Raw genomic sequence first — 21,609 nt, forward strand, 5'->3', positions numbered from 1 at the left:
GATTTTACTCCATTATCCATTTTATTATTGCCTTTTTCCATTTTGAATAGGGCGCATATTTTATGTTTGGTTCAAACCAAAAAGGTTTGTCTAAAATGCTTTTATAATGGGTAAATGAGTCAAATCCGGCCTTCCCGTGGTAACTGCCAATTCCACTAAACCCAACCCCTCCAAAGGGTAGCTTGCTATTGGTTAAGTGCATCACACTGTCATTTATAGCACCACCTCCGAAGGATAATGTTTTCAATAACTTCCGTATGGTTTTTCTGTTTTTGGAGTAAATATAGCAGGATAAAGGTTTAGGTCTTGATTTCACCTCCTCTATGGTTTTTTCCAGTCGGTCAAAGGAGATGATGGGTAAAATTGGGCCAAAAATCTCTTCTTTCATTACTTCATCAGTAAAAGAAACATTATGGAGGATTGTAGGGCTGATAAAGCTCTCCTCTCTATTTAAATTTCCTCCAAAATAGACCTGTCCGCTTTCAACTAGTTTGCTGAGCCGGTCAAAATTTTTGGTGTTTATTATTTGCAAATAATTTTCATCAATGCCATGCTCGTTCTCAAAGGATGCTTCAATTTCCATCTTTAAGGCATCTAGAAATGCTTGTTCGATGGACTTGTCTACCAATACATAATCGGGACTGATGCAGGTTTGGCCTGCGTTTAAGAACTTGGACCAAACGATCCGCTTGGCAGTCATTTTTAGGTCAGCATCTGCGAGTACAAAAGTTGGACTCTTTCCTCCAAGTTCTAAAGTGACCGGGGTCAGATGTTTGGCTGCAGCTTGATAAATTATTTTTCCAACCGGTATACTTCCGGTGAAGAATATTTTATCAAAGCGATGTTCTAGCAAAAGATTAGTCTCTTGTACGCCACCCTCAACAACATGAAAGTAATTTTCCGGAAAATTATCATTGATTAAATTAGCCATCACTTTAGAGGTGTTGGCTGGTAATTCACTAGGCTTAAGAATTACAGTATTACCTGCAGCAATAGAGGTTATGGCCGGCAATAGGGATAGCTGATACGGATAATTCCAAGCCCCAATAACCAATGTTACCCCCAAAGGTTCCGGAATGATATAGCTTTCCGCAGGGAAATTTACCATGCCGGTAGTTACCTTTTTCCGTTTACTCCACTTTTTTGTGTATTTAATGAAGCTGTTGATTTCGTGGTATAGGAGGGATAACTCCGTAGTGTAGGTTTCAAATTCTGATTTCTTGAAATCTTTATAGATAGCTTCATAAAGTAAATCCTCATTTTCTTTTAAAATGGCCTTAACCTTTTCTAACTGGCTGAGTCTAAAATCTACATTTTTGGTTTGATCTGTGTTAAAAAAATCCCTTTGTTGAAGAAGTAGTTTTTCCATGTCCATCTTAATAGTGTTTCTTAATCAGCATAAAATTGGCAATACCTATAGCACTGTATCAAGTATTATTCCATATTAAACAAGGAAGGACTTATATAAGGTTTAAAAGATAATTTGCGCACTTATTTTAACCGCAAAGGGTTTGACTGAAGGTTCATCCAAATAGGTCATTCTGTGGAAGAAATCCACCCTAAAGAATTTGAAAATATTCTCTATACCATAGCCTAATTCCAAGAAGGGTGTCTCAGGATCTAAGCTTCCATAAGTTTGCAAAGGAAAACCTTCCGGATCCATTACAGGGACGCGAGAAAGGTTTGCATCACTTACTGATCCAAACAATAGATTTGCATTCGCGACTGCCCTCCATTTTAATTTTCTAATTAAAGGGATTTTATTCAATAAAAAACCTTCAAAAAAGTGCCGGTATCGAAAGCTGAAATATTGATCAGATGTAAATTCATTGAAGTTCATGGTATTGAAGGCTGCCGATGTATAGAAAAGAGTTTCATTGCCCAGGTGGTTTTCCAGTACGGGGTAGGGCACCTCTCCATAGACTTTTCCTGCTGCCGCCTCATACCTTGAAATCCCCAACATGCCCATGTTTAGCTTCTGAGAAATGGAAATATTCAGCTTAGAATAATTGTATTCTCCCCTGAGCCATTGAAAGCCTTTGCTGTAGTTGATGGCAAAAATAGGCCATTTCGCTGGTCCCAGAGATATTCTGTCATTGTCATTAATAATAAAAGTTTCATCCCTTCCATAGCGAAGCCCTATTTTACCTTCAGTTGTTTTGAATGTTGACTTTAGCTCCGAAGCTCCATCGTCTAAGTAATAAAAATTAAACAATGGGTCAAAATGGTTTGATTTGATGCTTCCCATTATGGTAAACCCTTTGAACAATTCTCGTTTTATGTCCAGTCTGTAATTGGTGGAAATGAAAGGTTTCCTGAATGTTCCAAATCGGCTAGCAGCCAAGAAAATGCTGTTCCCTTCCAGACTTTCCATTTCCAAGCCTACCTGATCAATTTCCTTCTGAGTAGAGATTTTTACTGTTGTCCACCTTTCTCTATCCATAATCTTGGTAATTGATCCGGAGTATTTCAGCCGCTTGTCCAAAAATCCATAAGCAGCATAGCCTTCAATTTTCCATTTATCGCTAAACTTTAAATTTGTTCGGAGACCTGCGCCTACGCGTATCCCTTCAACATTATTGTAATTGAAGAAACCGGGCCAAGGTCCTACATCTAATTTCCCTATAGGTAAATAACCACTTGCCAGAAATTTTAAGCTTTCCGAATAAAACCGGATAACGGGGATTTTTTTCAAGGTATCTACCATCTGTAAAACAGCCAGTTCTTCCTCACTAAGGGGATCTCGACGGTTTTTATTCCAAAAATCTTCTCCTTCAACGTCAAAGTCAGGTTGAAGCACTACAGCCTGATTAAAAAAGGAGGTAGGTTTGGGATTACCTGTTTGAATACTATCAACAGAAGTGTAAAACTTGGCCAACAGACCGGCGGTTTTAGGGGTTATCTGCCCTATTTTAACTTGGACCCTGGTTTTAGAAGGGATAAGCGCGCCGGGCTCTGTAGGTGTAAGCTCTTGTTGAATTTTAATTCTTTCTATAAAATTGAGATTGGCTTCTTTAGGAATGGTCAGGTCGACTTGCTTTAAGGCATACGTGTTTTTATTGATCCAAATGGTGCCCGTAAAAGCCAAATCTTGAGTTCTTAGTGGATAAACTTGTAAAACATAAACAGAATCATCACCAATTTTAGTTGAATCTAGAAGGTCATAATCATAGAATCCTTTCCAACCATCAGCAATGGGGGATACAAATTCTTTTTCCAAGATGCTTATCCAATTTCGGTAAAAATTATACTCCTGAAAAGCAGCTCCTGTGATTTGGGAGACGGTGGCACCATCTGTTATGCCAACACCTGTAATCTTCGATTTTTCAACCACTTCCTTCTTTAATTCAGGATTGTTTCTAAAGTAAAAAGAAGAAAGGGTCTCAGAGAAAAAGACAGGCAAGATTTTTTCACCTTCATCATTGGTCAGTTGCTTGATGGAATCCAATACAGCGGTGACTTTTTTTACTGCCTTTCTTTTAGTAAATGCCTCAGAAACATGGTCAATATCAATTTCTATTTTGGTATAATTTTTTGTTTGATAGGCATCAAGCTTTCTTTTGTCAAAACGCTTTCTTTTGTCCACGGCCTTCCTAATAATGTCAAAAGCAGGGTTTTCACCTGCTGTAAACACAAAGGCCTCCAATTCATAATCCGATGGACGGAGTTGAAAATTGATGGTTTGTTCCTTACCGGGCCCAATGACTTTCGTTTGTGAATTATAGCCGATATAAGTGACTTCCAAGCTGTCTGCCCTATTGTTGCTTTCTAACAAATAATTACCTTCAAAATCAGTAGAAATACCGGTGCTAGTACCTTGTAGGAGTACAGATGCAAAGGGAATAGGATCACCTGTCTCAGCATCGGTGATTTTGCCTTTCACCACCAATTGTCCGAAAGAAGGAAGGGATGCAACCAGGGCAAGTATTAAAAATAAAAATCTTGTTTTCAAATTTCAGAAGTTAATTATTTCCTTTGGCTAAAAAGAATTTACCATAGGTTGTTAATCGAAATTAGTCGGTAAAAGTTCTGAATTGAAGAATAAAATTTTAAATTATTGCTGTGCTTTTTATTAGCGAAACCTGAAAAAAATGCAACTAAATAGTTTTCAAAAGGTATTGAACCAGAGTTAGGGAGTGGGAGTGTGAGGAATCTATAGTGGGTAAAGGAATCGGAAATAATGGGCGACTTAATTTGACAAATTGGTATTAATCTCAGATTTATTAAGCTCTCAGGTACTTTAGTTTTCTGATTTTCTCTATCAAAAACTATTTTAAAATGTAAACAAAAATAATTTGTCGAGTATAAAAATAACGATTCTCGTGTATTTTGTGTTATTTTGAGGTCGTATTGTGAACTTAATACCTCAATAATGAAAAATGAATCACTTTCCTTCAAGGTTTATTCAGAACTTAGAAGGAAAATATTGTCCAATCACCTGGTATCCGGTGTTCGCCTAAAAGAAGATTATTGGGCGACTCATCTGAATGTAAATAGAATGGCGGTAAGAGAAGCGTTGAATCGTTTGTTGGGGGAAAACTTGGTGGTATTTGGGAAGAAGGGTGGTTATTTTGTCAAAAGCCTAAGACCTGAAGATGTCAAGGAGATCCGTGAGGTAAGAGAAATTATCGAGTTGGGCGCATTGCGATTGATTTTTCAAAAACAGGATCAGAAAGACATTGCCATCCTGGAAGAAATATGCGATGATTTTACAACAATGTATAAGCGTGAGTATTTTGAAGGGGCCTGTGAAGCAGATGTGAGGTTTCATGAGAAAATGATTGAACTGTCTGGTAATGCGAGACTAAAGCAGATTTATCAAATGAGCAATATCCCACTTTTTCACCAGAAATTGGGACAAACCCAGGTTCATATGAGTGATTATGAACATACAGATGAAGAGCACAGAGAGATCGTGGCTGCCCTTAAAAATAAAGACTTTAATGAAGCTGAAGAAAAGCTAAAGAAGCATTTGCTTAGAGGTGAAATGGCTTCTTTAGATTTGTGATTTTTGGTGTTGAGAGCAAGATGAACTTGCAGGATCTAATAGGGGGTAGCAACTTAGTGATTACGAGAAAAAAGTATTTTTTAATTGAATTTCACGGGATGTCATTTTACCAGAGTGATATTTATTAGGTGAATTGAAGTCACTGGTCTAACTGTCTGAAAATAAATAGTGTGTATTTCGATTGAAATAGAGTTGATATTTTATTTCCGCTTTATTTTGTCCTCGTATTTACATGATTATGTTTTTTATGTAAACAAAAAAGTATATTTTTGGTAAACAAATTATTTTTAATTACAACTTGATTATAGCGAGGTTTTATTGTGTCTGGCTAAGTTGACATCGTATATTATTTTAAACTTGTTAATTAAGCTAAGCAGATTTGAAATGTGAAAAAAGTTGTGGTAAAAATAAGTTGTATACATCAGCATTGGGGCTTGTCTTAATTCAAAATCCAAAGTATTACCTCAGGTTTGGTGACCATTGAATGAATCCAGTTGCCTGATTGGGGAATTATCAATCGTACAGAATTATCATTATTAAATTTTATTATAACTATGAAATCAAATTCATTGTCGGGAAAACAAAGAAGAAATTTTTTGAAAACAGCAGGAATGCTAGGTGCCTCAATGGTAGTGAGTCCTAGGTTTGCCTTTGCAGGCCAACCCAAAAGTGATAGAAAATTAAGAATGGCCGTTGTGGGAGGTAGATTTGGCGCTAGCTTTTTCTTTCATGAGCATCCCAATTGCGTAGTGGAGGCGGTTAGTGATTTACGAAAAGACCGGAGAGAAAAGTTGATGGAAGTGTATAACTGTTCCAAAAGTTATGACTCTCTGGAGCAATTAATTAAAGATCCAAAAGTAGAAGCGGTATTCGTAGCTACTCCAGTACCTGATCATGCTGAGCATGTACTTGCTTGTTTGAATGCGGGCAAGCATGTGTTATGTGCAGTGCCGGCTGCGATGAGTCTAGAAGATTGTGAAAGACTTAGGAATGCTGTTAATAAAACAGGTCTGACCTATATGATGGCTGAAACAAGTGCTTACCATCAAGTGGTCATTTCAGCACGGAAATATTATAATGAAGGGAAATTTGGCAATATATTCAGGGTAGAAGCCGATTATCATCACCCAGGTCTTGAGGTGCTTTTTTATGAGGATGGAAAGCCTACATGGAGACATGGTATGGCCCCAATGATGTATCCTACCCACTGTACGGCTTACCATATTTCTGTTACAGGAGAGCGATTTACGGACGTAAGTTGTCTTGGTTGGGGAGATGATAGTGAAGCTTTGAAAGGTAACCCTTATAACAATCCATTCTGGAATGAAACTGCGCTCTTCAAAACCAATAAAGGCAATGCCAGCAGGATGTCTGTATGTTGGAGAGGAGCTTTGATGGGGACAGAAAGGGGAGAGTGGCATGGAGATAAAATGAGTTTGTATGCAAGAGATCCACATGGGCTTGATGAAGTGAAAATCAATGCTTCTGAAGAATTGGGAAGAGATGATGCAGGATTTTTGTTTAAGCGAGCAGAAAAAGAGGATTACCAACAGCAAGATTGGTGGGATACGGATGCTTTGCCTAAGTTAATGAGACACAATAGTGGACATGATGGTTCACATACCTTTATCACCCACGAATTTGTGGAATCAGTAATTAACGAGAGACAGCCATTGGTAAACATACATGAAGCATTGGCTTATACTGCTCCTGGTATAGTTGCCCATCAGTCGGCATTAAGGGGAGGGGAGAACATGAAGATCCCAACATTTGACATATAATTGACATCCTTAGTGGGTGTACTTAATAATTCAATTTAGTATTATGAATAATTGGCCAAAATCAAAAGCGTTACTTAATACAAACGAGAAATGGATCCCCGGAGGTGTTGTTTCTTTAAATCGTAAATCAGACCCTAATATTGCTTTTACCAAGGGTAAAGGCAGTAGAATTTGGGATATTGATGGGAATGAATACATCGATTATCAAGCAGGCTTCGCTTCGGCTTTTTTGGGCCACAATGATCCGGATATCAATGGAGCAGTAAAAAAATCCATGGATAACCATGAGGTGTTGATGGGTGCCGGGCCTACTACCCACGAAGGGGAGTTGGCAGCCTTGTTTTGCGCATGTGTGCCTACTGTTGAGAGCATTCAAGTGACCTGTACCGGTTCAGAAGCTACTTATCATGCCATTCGAATTTCAAGAGCAGTTACTGAAAAAGACCATGTCATTATCATTCAGGGAGGTTACAATGGCTGGCACAATGATGTCTCTGCAAATGTAATGAGTAGTCTGGAAGATATAGGGCCTAGGGTTTCACCGGGAGAGTATCTTTATGATTCATTGTCAGCAGGGATTCCACAAGGCCATAAAGACCTGATTCACGTAGTCAATTTCAATGATCTGGAATCAATAGCTTATGTGGTTGAAAAATATCCGGTAGCCTGTATAATTCTCGAACCGATTTTACAAAACATTGGAATTGTAAAACCAAATGAGAATTACCTCAAGGGGCTTCGTGAAATGGCAGATGAGAAAGGTTTTCTTTTGATTTTTGATGAAGTGAAAACAGGTTTTCGCCATGCTTTAGGTGGTTATCAAAGCATTTGTGGAATAACCCCAGATTTAAGTTCCTTTGGTAAGGCTGTGGCCAATGGTTACCCAATAGGTGTGATTGGAGGAAAGAAGAAGTACATGGATTACTTTAACCACCCTGAGAAAGGAAAAAGAGTATTGATTGCTGGGACTTTTAATGCCCATCCCTTTACAGATGCTGCTGCTATTGCTACTTTGAAAAAATTGTCTTCACCGGAATTTGCGGTTTATGACCATCTGGAAAACATGGGGGAATTATTGGAAAAAGGTTTGATTGATATCTTTAATCGTTATGACAAGCCTTTTAAAGTGGCACGCATTAAATCGGCTTATTGTGTTTACTTTATGGACCATGCTCCAGTAGATTTCCATGACATTGTGTTGAATCATGATTTTGAGTGGGACAAAGCCTATAGAAATGAACTCATTCATGAAGGTGTCTATAATTTCCCTTTGCCTATCAAACAAGGTAGCATTTCCTTTGCTCACACCGAAAAAGACATCACCGAAACGCTGGATAAAACTGAGAAAGTAGTGAAAAAACTTATGAATAAATAGGTCTGAATTCAGACTTATTTATTCAGGTGTACTGAGGAATGGGTTTTCAAAAAAATATAAAATAATATGCCTGGTTCATTTAAAAACCATTGTGTGATCATTAGCGGTGCCCTTGGGGATATTGGTAGGTCCATAGTAAAAGCTTTTGTTCTGAAGGGAGCGAATGTGGCTTTGGGAGATGTGAAAGAAAACGATGAAGCACAAGCGTTTTTGGCTAGCCTAAATCTTTTAAATCCTGAAGTGAAGGTTTTTTATGACCGTGTAGATGTACGAGACCCTGACCAAGTGAAGCAATGGGTTGAACGGGCAACTGAAGAGCTGGGGGCCCTGGATATAATTATCCCAAATGCTGCCACAGTAACCATAAAAGGAATCATGGATATTAGTCCCACGGAGTGGTCTAATGAATTGAAAGTGAATCTTGATGGGGCATTTTACCTTTCAAGATTTGCCAGTGAAAAGTTGCTCCACGGCAAAGTGTCAGGAAGGTTGGTTTTCGTGGGAAGTTGGGCTGCAGAAACTGTACACCAAAACCTTCCCACTTACAGTGTGTCAAAAGCAGCATTAAGGATGTTGTCCAAATCCCTGGCACTAGAACTTGCTCCTAACGATATTCTGGTAAATGAAATTGCTCCCGGCTATGTGGATGCGGGTTTGAGTAAACAGGTATTAGACGGCAATGAATCAGCAAAGCTAAAAGCGACAGAAAAAGTACCTGTCAAAAGAATTATGCACCCAGATGAAGTTGCCAGTAGTGTACTCTGGTTATGTGATTTTGACAATAAAAACATGACTGGTAGTACCCTGCTTATGGATGGCGGATTGTCCTTATTGTCCTAAATTATTTTCCAATATGAGTTCTGCTAATACTAAGAAAAAACAATTAATTAGGCCTTTTGAAGGAGAATTTGGAATAGGGCAAAGGGATATTACCCCTCCTATTGGTATCAATAATAAAAACTGGGGAGCTTCTTCCCAGGCAACGGCCACAGGTATTCATCAGCCATTATTGGTTACCTGTATCAGCATTGAGACTAAAAGTAACCCTTCACCCATGGTCTTTTTGTCGGCAGATCTTGGCTGGTGGAAAAACATGGAGGATGAAGCCTATGTTAGGAATTTTATCCTTGAAAAAACAGGACTGGAGGAGGCCTCACTTTTGTTTTGTTTCTCTCATACCCATGCAGGGCCCAACCTTAACAGGGGCGACAAAGACAAGCTCGGTGGAGAACTGATAGCTCCTTACTTGGATACCTTGAGGGAAACATGTACAGAATTAATCAAGGAATGCCTACGGAATAAAGTTTCGGGAATACTGGCTTGGGAATATGGTACCTGTAATCTGGCCAAAAACCGAGATTATTATGAGCCGGAAAGTAATCAGTATTTTGTTGGTTACAATTCCAGTAAACCTGCCGATGATACCTTACTTGTAGGGAGAATTACGGATACTGCTGGAGGGATAATGGGTACAATTGTGAATTATGCTTGCCACCCAACCACCTTAGCTTGGGACAACCTTAAAATTTCTCCAGACTTTCCAGGTACTTTCAAAAAGGTAATGAAAGAAAATACTGGAGCTCCAAGTTTGTTCATTCAAGGAGCCTCTGGAGACCTTGCTCCAGCAGAGCAATATTCAGGAAATGTGGCGCTTGCAGAAAAGCATGGTCGGCAATTGGCATTTTCCGCTCTGGCTGTACTTGAAAGCATGTCAGCTCCCGGGGAAGCGCTTTTTTTCAAGGAAACAGTTGCTTCTGGTGCTCCATTGTCCATTTGGAAATCTAAGCCAATTCCTGCCGCAAGCAAAATGTCGGCTGAAATGATCACTATTGTATTGCCATTAAAGCCTTGGCCATCTATCAGGGAACTTAAGCAATCGATCAATGAATGTGAGGATCCGGTATTAAAGGAGCGGCTTATCCGCAAGCTAGGAGTGAGGCGTTCAATTGGAGATGGAAATACAGTAACCGTCAAGGTTTGGTATTGGCAATTGGGAGATTGCCTGTTTGTAGGGCAACCCAATGAGGCGTATTCAGTTTTCCAGCAGACCATTCGAAAACAATTTTCACCATTACCGGTAGTCGTGGGAAATATTGTCAATGGCCATATTGGGTATTTGCCACCAAAGGAGTATTACGACAAGGACATGTACACGGTGTGGCAAACACCTTTTGAGGCTGGAGCTTATGAAGTTTTGGTTCAAGAGGTATTGAATAAAATGAAGAGTAAATTCTGATTAGTCTTAAAACAATATGGAATCCAATTTTACGAATTTAGACCTAGGGATATTTATCCTCTACATTGTAGGAATAATAGGTCTAGGGCTATATGCCTCCAGGAAAAGTACCGGTGAAAGTAAACGTGATTATTTTCTAGCTGGTGACAAACTTCCATGGTGGATGATAGGAGGAAGTATTATTGCTGCCAATATTAGTAGCCATCACCTAGTAGGAGTGATGGGAGTGGCTTATGAAAGAGGTTTTGTGGCTATTGTAATAGAGTGGGGGGCAATATTGGTAGGTTTTAATGTCTTGTTATGGGTGTTTTTACCTTTTTATATAAGGAATGGCTTTTATACTATGCCGGAGTTTCTGCAAAAAAGGTTTGGTGGAGGAGCCAGGACAACCTATTCGATTTTGGTGCTTTTGACTTATATTTTTGTAGAAATAAGTGCAGTACTTTATCTGGGAGCCATTTCCCTGCAATCTTTGCTGGGAATACCGATGTTGGCTAGTATTCTGTTTTTGGCCGTATTTACAGGGATCTATACTGTTTTGGGAGGCTTAAGAGCGGTCGTTTGGACCGAGATGCTACAACTAGCAGTGTTGGTGCTAGGGATGGTTGCTTTGTCCTATTTTACCATAGATGCATCAGGTGGATTTGAGGCCATTGTAGCATCTTCAAAGGATTGGGAGCTGATGTTGCCGGCCAATGATCCTGATTTTCCCTGGACCATGTATTTGGGAGGATTACTTTGTATTAGTATCTTTTACAATGCAACCAATCAGTTTATCGTTCAAAGAACCCTGGCGGCAAAAAATGAATGGCATGCGCGGATGGGGGTGATTTTCGCAGATTACCTGAAGTTTTTAATTCCCCTATTGATTATTATACCCGCCATAGTGGCACCCAAAATATTCCCTGACCTTGAAAAGCCAGACTTGCTCTTTTCCATGCTGGTTGAGCACTTGCTTCCTACAGGTTTGGTAGGGCTGGTGATGGCAGGACTAATAGCGGCAATTATGTCGCACTTATCAGGAGCCATAAACTCTTGCACGACTATATTGACAATAGATGTTTATTTGCCGTATTTTCGTCCCAATGCTTCTGAAGCAGCCTCCATTCGATTTGGTCGAATAACTGGAGTATTGGTTATTTTGATTGGGATTTTGTGTACCGGTATCCTTGTATTTTATTCTGAAAAACCCATATTTATTTATCTGTTAAATGCGTATGGCTTGTTTACCCCAGGAATTGCCACCATGTTTTTGATGGGGATATTCTGGAAAGGAACAACCCATGCCGGGGCCTTGTCGGCGGGTCTGCTTACTATTCCTTTGTCGCTATTGGTGGAGTATTTCTTTCCGGAAATGCCATTTTTTAACAGAACAGGGATTGTATTCTGGACATGTATGCTATTGTGTGTATTGGTCAGTTTGATGAGCAAAAGAAAGAGTGAAGTAGAATTGGAAGGTTTGATTTGGACCAAAGAAAGCTTATCGCTACCCAAAAGTGAAAGAAGCCAACAAAAAGGGTGGAAAAACCCACTGATCTGGTGGGCCATTGTGATGGGTATGGTTTTGTATTTCTACATCAAATATGCTTAGTACGGTTTCTTGAACTTATATAAACAAAAAAACTACATCTTATTATAGAAAACCTATTGCATATTATTGGTCTATGCGATTGATGAAGAGGTGATTTTTGAAGTGGGACGGCTGTGTTTTAATTGGTTTCCTACATTTAGGTCTGATGGTAATATTGGGCTCTCCATTTTCAGTGAAAAGTATTTATCATAAGTGAAGGAAAATTGAAGGGCTTATTGCTCAATCTCAAATGTTCGTTTTGTTAATCGTTCATTTACTTTAATTTCCATTTATAAAAATCTGTTTTGCAAATAGTAAATTCTTTGATAAATTTATCAAAACCCACATTTTACAGATTTTATTAATCCCTCTTTTTTTGCCCTTGATTTGGTGTTGATAATCACATCAGCAATAAATAGATGAAAAGTGAAAAATGGATTTTCAGGGGTGCAAATTGTAGTTTATTACTAGGGTTGATTACTGCTTTCCTTTAGAGGAAATAGATTGAATAAATTAAAATTTAACATGCGAACAAAGAATTTGAGTTTTCCGGTGATTAAAGGCTTTTATAACCATCAAGGTATCACCGTTTTTGTATTAGGCTTTGCCCTATTGCTTTACGCTTGCCAGCCAAAGTCCATTACTGAGGATAGATCTTTGGAAAATGCATTGTCTACTTTTGTTTTAGAGGATGACTTTCAAATTGAACTGATTGCTGGGGAGCCACTTGTGGCAGACCCTGTAGATATGGTAATAGATGAACATGGGGCCATGTACGTGGTCGAAATGCATGGCTATCCATTAGACCTCAGTGGGTCTGGGAAAGTGAAACGCTTGTCAGATACTGATGGTGACGGGATAATGGATGAAAGTGTCATTTTTGCAGATAATCTGGTGGTCCCTACCGGGATCATGCGTTGGAAAAAAGGAGTTATTGTTACAGATCCACCAAATGTTTACTATTTGGAAGACAGCGATGGAGATGGAAAAGCAGATATCAAGCAAACCCTATTAACGGGCTTTGCTCTCTCTAACCCCCAACACAATGTAAACAGTCCTAAATTAGCACTGAATAACTGGATCTATTTGGGGCATGAGCCTGCGGTTACTACGACCATTTATGAAGACTTACTTGGGGATAAAGGAACAGATGTATTTTATCCTGATAAACCGGAGGTAAATAGGCTGTCCCAAAATGCAGGGGGTAGAAGTATTCGGTTTAAACCGGACACCTATGATTTGGAATTGCTAAGTAGTCGTACCCAATTTGGTCATACTGCAGATGCTTTTGGCCATAGGTTTTTAGTGAACAATAGCAATCATATAATACAGGAAGTATTAACCGCAGATTACTTAGATAGAAATCCTCATTTGGTGATTACGGGAGTTACACAATCTTCTTCTGATCATGGCAGTGGAGCAGAAGTATTTCCTATAACTATCAATCCTCAGCACCAGTTATTGACAGATTTGGGTGTGATGACATCTGCATGTGGGCTTACAGCCTACTTGGGAGGGGCTTTTCCGGACAGGTATGAAAGGGCAACCTTCGTTTCAGAGCCGGTCAGTAATTTAGTTCATGTGGATTTTGTGAAAGATGATGGTACAGGTTTTAAAGCTTCAAGGGAGCATGAAGACAAGGAATTCTTGGCTTCGACAGATGCTTGGTTTCGACCGGTAAATGCCTATGTTGGACCTGATGGGGCATTGTATATAATTGATTATTATCGCCAGATTATTGAACATCCTGAATGGATGGCCGAGGAAGTGGTGCAATCAGGAGCATTGTACAATGGGACAGACCAAGGGCGGATTTATAGGGTGACCCCTAAAGGGACTTCCCCTATTGATTGGTCAGACAAATTGACTTTGGCAACAGCTTCTCCTAAGGAGTTATTAAGTCATTTGTCTCATGAAAATGCTTGGTGGAGGATGAATGCCCAGCGCCTTATTGTGGATCAGAATCTTGAAAGTTTAGTTCCTGCCTTGAAAAAATTAGCAGTCTCAGGAGAAAGTCCCTTGGGCAGACTCCATGCCTTGTGGACATTGCAGGGAATGGATGCTCTAGATCAAGAGACCGTGGTTAGTTCTTTAAAAGACCCCCTTGCCGGGGTTCGGGAAAATGCCGTCAAACTCTCTGAGTTGTTTATTATGAATTCTCCGGATATTGAACCTCAGCTATTGGCATTAAAAGATGACCCGGATCCAAAAGTAAGGTTTCAATTGATGCTTAGCTTGGGCTACATTCAATCAGAGGCAGCTTTTGAGGTACGGAAAAACCTTTTATTCAAAGATATTGACGACAAATGGGTGCAATTGGCAGCGCTTTCAGCACCTTTTTCTCAAAGTAGTCGCTTGATTGACCCGGTTTTGGATCAATATACTGCTACTCCAGCTTATAATGGATTGGTTCAAAAACTAGCGGCTATGGTTGGTGCAAGTATGGATGAAAAAGCCATTTTTAACATGGTGCAAAGAGCCACTCAAAAGAATGCAGGTAATGAATACAATTGGCAACCGGCACTTTTGCGAGGTTTGGCCCAAGGGATAAAAAGCAAAAAACCTGAAGGTTCACATCGTGCTACGGCAGATCTCTTGGCTTCAAGTGTTTTTGCACATCCTTCCATAGAATTGAAAGGTGCAGCCATCCAAGTATTAGAGGGTATAGGCTTGGACAATCTAAGTGGGAAAGAAGAAGCCCTGACCAAGGCAAAGGCAATTGCCATGAACAAATCATTGAGCGGGGAAGAAAGAAGTATTGGGATAAGATTTTTGTCCATGGTCAATATTTCTCAATTTCATGATATGCTTGTAAGTTTGGTTGACCCTAGTGAACCGCTACCAGTTCAATTAGCTGCTTTCCGTACTTTAAGTAAATCCGAAAACGATTCTTTTTCTCAATTGGTGCTCAAGCGATGGGATGGTTTTACCCCTGAACTTAGAGATGCCGCCATTAGTGCCATGATGATGAATGGTGAACGAATTGCTGTTTTATTGACTGCTCTTGAAGATGGTGTTGTTCAAAAAGCAACTATAGGATGGAGAAGAAGTGTAGGCTTGATGGCGAATAAAGATAAAGCACTTAGATTGAGGGCCAGAGCCATTTTGACCCGACCGGAAGGAGAGAGTGAGAAAATCATAGCCAATTACCAACCTGCTCTTGACCTTAATGGGAGCATTGCTGAAGGAGCAACTGTTTTTCAGAAGAATTGTGCGATTTGTCATCAAATGGGAGAAGAACAGGGTATGGCCTTTGGTCCCGATCTCTCTTCCCTTAAAAATAGACGTGCAGCAAGTATCATGAGTGATATTCTCAACCCCAATTTATCCATTGCAGATGGATATGATCTTTGGGAAGTAGAATTGCAAAGTGGAGAGTTGCTTCAAGGGCTTATTTCCTCTGAAACGCCTACGGCCATTAATCTTAGAAATGCAGGTGGTATAGATAAGAGCATTGCTAGGACGAATATTAAATCTTTAAAATTAATTGAAATGTCTGCCATGCCAACGGGGCTTGAGCAAAGTATTTCACTTCAGGAAATGGCCGATTTGTTGGCTTATATTCGAAAAGCTGAATAAGATTTTAAAAACAATATTTCACTCAGTTAAGTAAGTAGGACTTCTATTGTTGAATATGGTTTAAAAACTATTCCTATGGTCTGACTTGGGAAAAAAATAACTCAAATAATCGAATAAAATGATATTTATAAACTATAAACGATTGATGCTTTTGCTGTTGGTTTTTTCAGTCTTTCAGTTGGTAGGTTTTGGGGCTTCCCCAAAACCATTAAATATAGGTTTGGCGCGTGTGTCTATTACCCCTGAAACGCCGGTTAGGTTAACCGGTTATTCAAGTAGGGATATACCATTTGAAGGTGTTCAACATGAGTTATGGGCCAAGGCAATGGCTTTCGGTGATGAAAAGAAGGGGTACCATATTATTATTTCCGTAGACTTATTGGGAATACCTCATAGGGTTACAGAACGGGTTAGGGATGCCCTTGCAAAAGAAATTGGCATATCACCGGCCAATCTTTCAATTTGTGCTGCCCATACCCATAGTGGACCGCAAATTGGAAACATTGTTTCTCATTTTCATAAACCCTTGGACCCGGATGAATTGGCAGATATCTCCCTATATGCGATGGGATTAGTGCCAAAATTAAAAGGCGTAGCTTTAGAAGCTATTGAAAATGCTACCCCTTCCTTGGTTTCTCATGCCAAAGGTGAGGTTAATTTTGCGGTAAATAGACGGACTTCCATTAACCCGAATGGGGTTTCAGATCATTCTTTGCCTGTCATGCGAATCACAGATCTTAATGGTAAAACCAAAGCAGTAATGCTAAATTATGCCTGTCATGCGGTGACCTTAGGGCCCAAAAACAATGTAGTACATGGTGATTGGGTAGGCGAAGCACAACTTCAGGTGGAGGAAAATTTACCTGAAGGAGCCATAGCTATGGTTGTAATTGGTTGTGGGGCAGATCAGAATTCTTCCCCTCGAATGAACAATGAAAATCCTAAAATGGATTTGGTATATGCCAAGGACCAAAGGAAACAGATTGCTGATGAGGTAAATCGTATGTTGGCAGATGAAACGTGGAAAAATATACGCCAACTACCTGAAGGTAAAATGAAATATGTAGAACTCACTTTTGCCAATATGCCAGACCCTAAAAAGTTGGCTGAAGATGCAAAAGGGGCAGGAAGGACAAGTAATTATTCCCTTTTACTATTAGGACGGATGGCAAGAAGTGGCGATATACCAGAGAAAATCAATTATCCCATTCAAGTTTGGGATTTTGGAAAAGATTTGGTTATGATCTTTCTTGCCGGTGAAGTAGTGGTAGATTATGCCATTCGCTTAAAGCAAGAACTGGGAGAAGATCGGGTGTGGGTAAATGCTTATGCCAACGATATGCCCTGTTATATTCCGTCGCTTAGGGTGTTGAAAGAGGGTGGATACGAAGCAGAATCGGCGATGATTGGTTATGAAAAGCCTTCCAAATTCACTGAAGACGTGGAAGAAATAATAATGAATGGCATCTATTCCATATTACCAAAATCAAGTAAATAATGGATTTACTCAAAAACATGCAAACAAAAAACTGTAAGAAAATGCAAAGAATTAGAATCGGGCCTTACCTAACGGTACTTTTTCTCACACTGCTGTTTTCGGTTAAGGCCACTTTTGCCGGAGATTTTAGGGCGGCCATAGTCAAAGAAAATATTACACCGAAAGTTCCCAAACAATTATTGGGATATGGGGCCAGGTTATCGGAAGGGGTTCTAGATAGTATTTACCATCAAATTTTAATATTAGATGATGGGGAGTCCACCTTTGCATTGGTTTCCACAGATATTTGTGTGCTTTCTCCAGCCACCTATGACCATGTTGCAAATTTGGTGGAAAAGCAATTTGGGATACCTCAGAGTAATTTTTGGTGGTCTGTCACACATACCCATTCTGCGCCCGAGGTAGGAGCTCCCGGGCTTCCAGAAGCATTTATGGGGGAACGTTACACCCATCCGATTGATACCAATTATACTGAACTTGTGACGACCAAACTATTGGCGGGAATTGAAAGAGGAATAAATGAATTGGCACCGGCTAGCCTTGGTGTTGGCTGGGGGCACTCAGCAGCCAATATCAACCGAAGAGCCAGAGACATTGATGACAAAGCCTTTTTAGGGATGAATCCTGATGGTCCTGTAGATCGAAGAATTGGGATTTTGAAAATTGTACATCAAGAAGACCATCGCTTAATGGCTACAGTGGCCAATTATGCCATTCATGGCACCGTGTTGGGTGGTGAGAACCTGCTTATTAGTGCTGATGTTCAAGGTGTAGTGTCAAAATATGTAGAAGAAAAAACCGGTGCCCCCTTGATGTTTATCAATGGTGCAGCAGGAAATATTGCACCAATTTATAGTGTTTATCCAAATGCCAGGTCTGGAAGAATGAACCAATTCAGAAGATTGCTTGGAGATAAAATCCTGTCAGCCAATAATGATATTTTGAATTATGAGGATCAAGTTTCTTTTTCTGCTTCAGAGATGGTGTTTTACACGCCAATGAAAGAAGGTTTAAAGTGGCCGGAACCCTTAAATGAATATATTGTAAATGAGGGAGGTACAGCTAAAACCATCAAAGTCCCCGTCCGTTTTATTAACATCAATGACAAAATTGTCATTTGGGCAAGCCCCTTGGAGCTGTTCTGTGAAATATCAAACGAAGTTAGAGAGCGTTCTCCATTTCCATATACCTTTTACTATGGCTATACCAATGGCTGGCTTGGGTATATGCTGACAGAGGAAGAATGGCAATACAAGGGATATGAGCCTACAGTTTCTCCCTATGTTCCTAGTGCAGGTACCAAGTTTGGTGAGGCAGTTTTGTCTTATTTAGAAAGTGAATTAAAAAGTAAACAATAAATCAATCCTGAGATGAAATTAATATTTTCAGTAAGCGCACTCTTAGCAGTATTCTTTGTGTTAAATGCAAATGCACAAAACCCGGATTTTCCATGGCCTGAAGGGAAAAATATGGCCATAAGCTTAAGTTTTGATGATGCAAGGGCCAGTAATCCGGACCCTGGAGCTACCCTTTTGAATGAATATGGAGTAAAAGCTACTTTTTATGTGGTGCCTGCAAGTATGGAGCCGAATATAGAAGGTTGGAAGATGGTGGTCGCAACAGGTCATGAGATTGGTAACCACTCTCTTTATCACCCTTGCAGCGGTAATTTTGTCTGGTCTAGGAATAAAGCTTTGGAAGATTATACTATACAGCGCATGCGGAATGAATTGACAGCTACAAATGATGAGGTTGAGCGATTATTGGGAGTTAGACCTGAAGTCTTTGCTTATCCTTGTGGCCTCTCCTTTGTAGGCAAGGGAGAGGAAACCCAAAGTTATGTGCCTTTGATTGCGGAGATGTTCCTTTCAGGAAGAGGTTGGAAAGATGAGGCCCCTGTTGATCCTTACTATGCTGATATGGCCCAACTAACAGGTATGGAAATGGACAATATGTCCTTTGAAGAAATTTTACCAATTATTGAAGCCGCTGCTGAAAATCGCCAATGGCTAGTGTTGGCAGGTCATGAAAATGGTACGGAAGGTAATCAAACTACCTACCTGAGCATGTTGAGAAAGCTCTGTGAATATGCCAATGATCCTGCCAATGGTGTTTGGATCGCACCGGTAGGGACCGTTGCCAAATATGTAAAAGAAAAAAGGGAAGAGATGGAGGGGAATCTAAATATTCCCGGAATTTCCAAGCCTGCAGCAAATGGAACTGTTTACCTTACTGCAGAGAAAGGTAGAGGAATTGGTCCTGATATTCAATACATGCCTGAGTGGAATGCTTTTGGTTGGTTTACAGCCAAAGATAGGGTAGAATGGGACATGAATCTCCCAAAGAAAGGTACTTATGAAGTATGGATGGATTGGTCCGTTTCGGATGAGGAAGCAGGTAAACCTTTTGTAATAACCTCAGGTGACCAAACCTTGCAAGGTGTTGTGAAACCTTCAGGTTCTTGGGAGACATTCCAAAAGATTAAAGTTGGGGAATTGTTACTGGATGAAGATTTTAATAGGATAATTGTGGCCTCAGGAGAAGGGTTCGATAAAGGAGCTTTAATGGATTTAAAAGCGTTGACTTTGGTTCCGGTCAAGAAGTAAATCGGATTTTGGTTTTGCTAATGATTGAACATGATGCCAAAATCAGGGGGGGGCCATTTCATCCATGAAGAGATCCCCTAAACGAGCAAAAGTCATTCAAACAATCGTTTAAAAGGTGCTTTATATTATAAGTCAATAAGCTTGATTACCTGAAGATAAATAAATGAGGGATTAAACTAGGCGCAAACTGGCGCCTAGTATAAATTGAAAGGTGAAAGAAGCGCTAACTTGCAAATAAAAATTTCTCTGCTTTTTGATGGAAAGAATTTTTGGGTGATAATTAAAATCACGAGATTTAGCAAAGTTTAAAAAAACATAAAACCCTAAGCCATGAAAATTATCTCCTATTCTATTACTTATCCAATCCATTTAAAATGCGAAGTAAATTTACTTTATTATTATGCTTGACTTTATTTATAGCTCCATCGATTTCATCTTTTGGGCAAACTATTAAATCAACCACAGGACCCGTTTTCGATGATTTAGGACCTGTCTATTCCATTGACAATGATGATTTCCCACTAGATGTCAGCCAACAGTTTAAAGCAATATTCGATGTGGAAAGAAAGCAAACAGACCCAAGTGAGCAGAATTCAATTATTTCAAGCTTGCATCGGTATTATAATATGCATGTACGGTCGGGAGTACCTGTGGAAAATATTCATTTGGCTTTTGTCTTGCATGGGGGGGCCACAAAAGATGCCCTGTCTTCTGCCGCTTATAAAGAAAAATATAAAGTAGACAATCCCAATAAAGAATTGATTGAAACACTATCTGAAATGGGAGTAGGTATTTATATATGCGGTCAATCCATGTCTTCCAGAGGGTACAAGAAGGAGGATTTATTGCCCCAAGTGAAAGTAGGGCTATCAGCAATGACCGTGTTGACGGTGTATCAAATGAATAATTATGCCATGATTAAATTTTAATTGAATCTAGGGCCTAAGCAAAGTTGAAGGTAAGTGAAGGATCACCTTTTGCGGAGATTCTTCCTTGCCTTTTATTTTATTTTTTTTGCATCTTCTAAGCCCCATATATCAAGGCTTCTTAATATTTCCTCAAGAGACTTCCCTCTTTCTGTTAAATAGTACTCCACCTTTGGAGGTACTTCAGGGAAAACTTTTCGAGCGATGAGTCCATCTTTTTCCAAGGCCATCACTGTTTGCGTGAACATTTTATTGGAAATACCCGGTACTTTTTTTTGTAATACCCCCGATCGCAAAGGTCCCTTTAAAAGGTGAAATAAAACCAAGGGTTTCCATTTTGTCCCTATAAGGTCCATGGTATAATTGAGTGGACAGTAACTATTTTCTTTCATTTGTTAATTTAATCCATTGAAAATCAATATAACACACCTTTTGGTACGTATGGTACTTTTTTGTAAGTTATTGTTATTTAGGTAAATATAGGTCAATTTTGCAGAATAAATTATATGCTATGACAACAAGTAAAGATTATCCAAAATCATTTTCACACATAGGAATTACTGTTCCGGACATAAAGAAAGCTGTGAAATTTTATTCAGAAGTGATGGGCTGGTATGTGATAATGGAGCCATCAATTGTGAAAAAAGAGAAGGAAACTGCCATTGGGCAGATGTGCATTGAGGTATTTGGAGAGGGTTGGGAAGAATTTGAGATTGCCCATTTGTCAACTTCTGATGGTATTGGTGTAGAGCTTTTTTCCTTTCCTCATGGAGTCAAAGAAGCCCCGGAGTTTAATCCTTTCAATACTGGTCTTTTTCATTTTTGTGTTCAGGATCCCAATATAGAGGCATTAATCGAGAAGATTTTGTCATACGGTGGCAAACAAAGAATGCCGATTAAAGAATATTATCCAAATGACAAACCCTTTAAAATGTGTTATGTGGAGGACCCTTTTGGAATTGTCTTTGAGATTTATACCCACAGCTATGAGCTGACCTATTCTTCAGGTGCCTATGCGAAATAGTATAAG

15 protein-coding genes are annotated in these 21,609 nt (G+C 39.5%); 12 read left to right on the top strand and 3 right to left on the bottom strand.

Going from position 1 to position 21,609, the window contains the following annotated elements; all coding sequences use genetic code 11:
* Positions 1-4 precede the first annotated feature (4 nt).
* The gene (locus tag Q4534_RS03405) at positions 5-1,369 is read right to left on the bottom strand and encodes an aldehyde dehydrogenase (protein WP_303611765.1); all 1,365 of its coding nucleotides are present in this window, start codon (positions 1,367-1,369) and stop codon (positions 5-7) included.
* 102 nt (positions 1,370-1,471) lie between these two features.
* A complete protein-coding gene (locus Q4534_RS03410) occupies positions 1,472-3,952 on the bottom strand; it encodes a DUF5686 and carboxypeptidase-like regulatory domain-containing protein (RefSeq protein WP_303611766.1) in 2,481 nt (826 codons plus the stop codon).
* Positions 3,953-4,372: 420 nt separating this feature from the next.
* Between Q4534_RS03410 and Q4534_RS03415 the strand changes: the two genes are divergently transcribed.
* The 11 genes from Q4534_RS03415 to Q4534_RS03465 all read left to right on the top strand — a co-directional run bounded on the left by Q4534_RS03415 (position 4,373) and on the right by Q4534_RS03465 (position 20,582).
* Positions 4,373-5,008, top strand: a complete 636-nt coding sequence (locus Q4534_RS03415) for a GntR family transcriptional regulator (protein ID WP_303611767.1) — start codon at positions 4,373-4,375, stop codon at positions 5,006-5,008.
* A gap of 554 nt (positions 5,009-5,562) precedes the next feature.
* On the top strand, positions 5,563-6,789 hold the full coding sequence (locus tag Q4534_RS03420; RefSeq protein WP_303611768.1) for a Gfo/Idh/MocA family protein: 1,227 nt from the start codon (positions 5,563-5,565) through the stop codon (positions 6,787-6,789).
* Positions 6,790-6,832: 43 nt separating this feature from the next.
* On the top strand, positions 6,833-8,164 hold the full coding sequence (locus Q4534_RS03425; protein WP_303611769.1) for an aspartate aminotransferase family protein: 1,332 nt from the start codon (positions 6,833-6,835) through the stop codon (positions 8,162-8,164).
* 66 nt (positions 8,165-8,230) lie between these two features.
* Positions 8,231-9,004, top strand: a complete 774-nt coding sequence (locus tag Q4534_RS03430; RefSeq protein ID WP_303611770.1) for an SDR family NAD(P)-dependent oxidoreductase — start codon at positions 8,231-8,233, stop codon at positions 9,002-9,004.
* Between the two features lie 13 nt (positions 9,005-9,017).
* Positions 9,018-10,400 carry a hypothetical protein gene (locus Q4534_RS03435; RefSeq protein WP_303611771.1) on the top strand — a complete coding sequence of 461 codons (1,383 nt, stop codon included), beginning with the start codon at positions 9,018-9,020 and terminating at the stop codon, positions 10,398-10,400.
* Between the two features lie 16 nt (positions 10,401-10,416).
* On the top strand, positions 10,417-11,991 hold the full coding sequence (locus Q4534_RS03440) for an SLC5 family protein (protein ID WP_303611772.1): 1,575 nt from the start codon (positions 10,417-10,419) through the stop codon (positions 11,989-11,991).
* 504 nt (positions 11,992-12,495) lie between these two features.
* Complete coding sequence (locus Q4534_RS03445; protein WP_303611773.1) at positions 12,496-15,549, top strand: PVC-type heme-binding CxxCH protein; 3,054 nt, start codon at positions 12,496-12,498, stop codon at positions 15,547-15,549.
* Between the two features lie 118 nt (positions 15,550-15,667).
* Positions 15,668-17,047 carry a neutral/alkaline non-lysosomal ceramidase N-terminal domain-containing protein gene (locus Q4534_RS03450; RefSeq protein ID WP_303611774.1) on the top strand — a complete coding sequence of 460 codons (1,380 nt, stop codon included), beginning with the start codon at positions 15,668-15,670 and terminating at the stop codon, positions 17,045-17,047.
* A 41-nt stretch (positions 17,048-17,088) separates the two neighbouring features.
* Positions 17,089-18,405, top strand: a complete 1,317-nt coding sequence (locus Q4534_RS03455) for a neutral/alkaline non-lysosomal ceramidase N-terminal domain-containing protein (protein WP_303611775.1) — start codon at positions 17,089-17,091, stop codon at positions 18,403-18,405.
* 12 nt (positions 18,406-18,417) lie between these two features.
* On the top strand, positions 18,418-19,653 hold the full coding sequence (locus Q4534_RS03460) for a polysaccharide deacetylase family protein (protein WP_303611776.1): 1,236 nt from the start codon (positions 18,418-18,420) through the stop codon (positions 19,651-19,653).
* Between the two features lie 374 nt (positions 19,654-20,027).
* Positions 20,028-20,582 (top strand): DsrE family protein, encoded by a 555-nt coding sequence (locus tag Q4534_RS03465; RefSeq protein ID WP_303611777.1) that lies wholly within the window; start codon positions 20,028-20,030, stop codon positions 20,580-20,582.
* A gap of 71 nt (positions 20,583-20,653) precedes the next feature.
* Here the strand turns inward: Q4534_RS03465 and Q4534_RS03470 are convergent, their stop codons facing one another.
* A complete protein-coding gene (locus tag Q4534_RS03470) occupies positions 20,654-20,971 on the bottom strand; it encodes a helix-turn-helix domain-containing protein (RefSeq protein WP_303611778.1) in 318 nt (105 codons plus the stop codon).
* 119 nt (positions 20,972-21,090) lie between these two features.
* On the opposite strand from Q4534_RS03470, the gene Q4534_RS03475 reads away from it, so the two are divergent.
* A complete protein-coding gene (locus Q4534_RS03475; RefSeq protein WP_303611779.1) occupies positions 21,091-21,603 on the top strand; it encodes a VOC family protein in 513 nt (170 codons plus the stop codon).
* Positions 21,604-21,609: the final 6 nt, after the last annotated feature.

The organism is Cyclobacterium sp. 1_MG-2023 (assembly GCF_030546805.1).
In the GTDB taxonomy this organism is placed as follows: domain Bacteria; phylum Bacteroidota; class Bacteroidia; order Cytophagales; family Cyclobacteriaceae; genus Cyclobacterium.